Annotated in this window: 1 pseudogene; it reads right to left on the reverse strand. The window is 36.6% G+C overall.

The features are described 5' to 3' along the window. A pseudogene (locus AOA61_RS31700) lies at window positions 1–246 on the reverse strand (hypothetical protein); the annotation flags it as partial.

Here is a 246-nt window from a genome sequence, read left to right on the forward strand (position 1 = left end):
TAAATATAGTACCCCCGATAAATAATATCGGTAATGTTCGGTCCCTTCTTACCGTTAATGCAGTTACATGATTCATATCAATATCAATCATTCTTACACTATAATCATTCGTTTCACCTTCATCAGTTAATGGCTCATTTATTTGCACGCCCACTAAACTCATTTCTCCCCGCTCTTCTTCATGGTCCATATCTGGTGAGAAGACTTCAAATATAAATCTTGGATTATCTGGGATCCTGTTTCTAG

It is taken from the genome of Pseudomonas sp. 2995-1 (assembly GCF_002742505.1).
GTDB lineage: Bacteria > Pseudomonadota > Gammaproteobacteria > Pseudomonadales > Pseudomonadaceae > Aquipseudomonas > Aquipseudomonas sivasensis.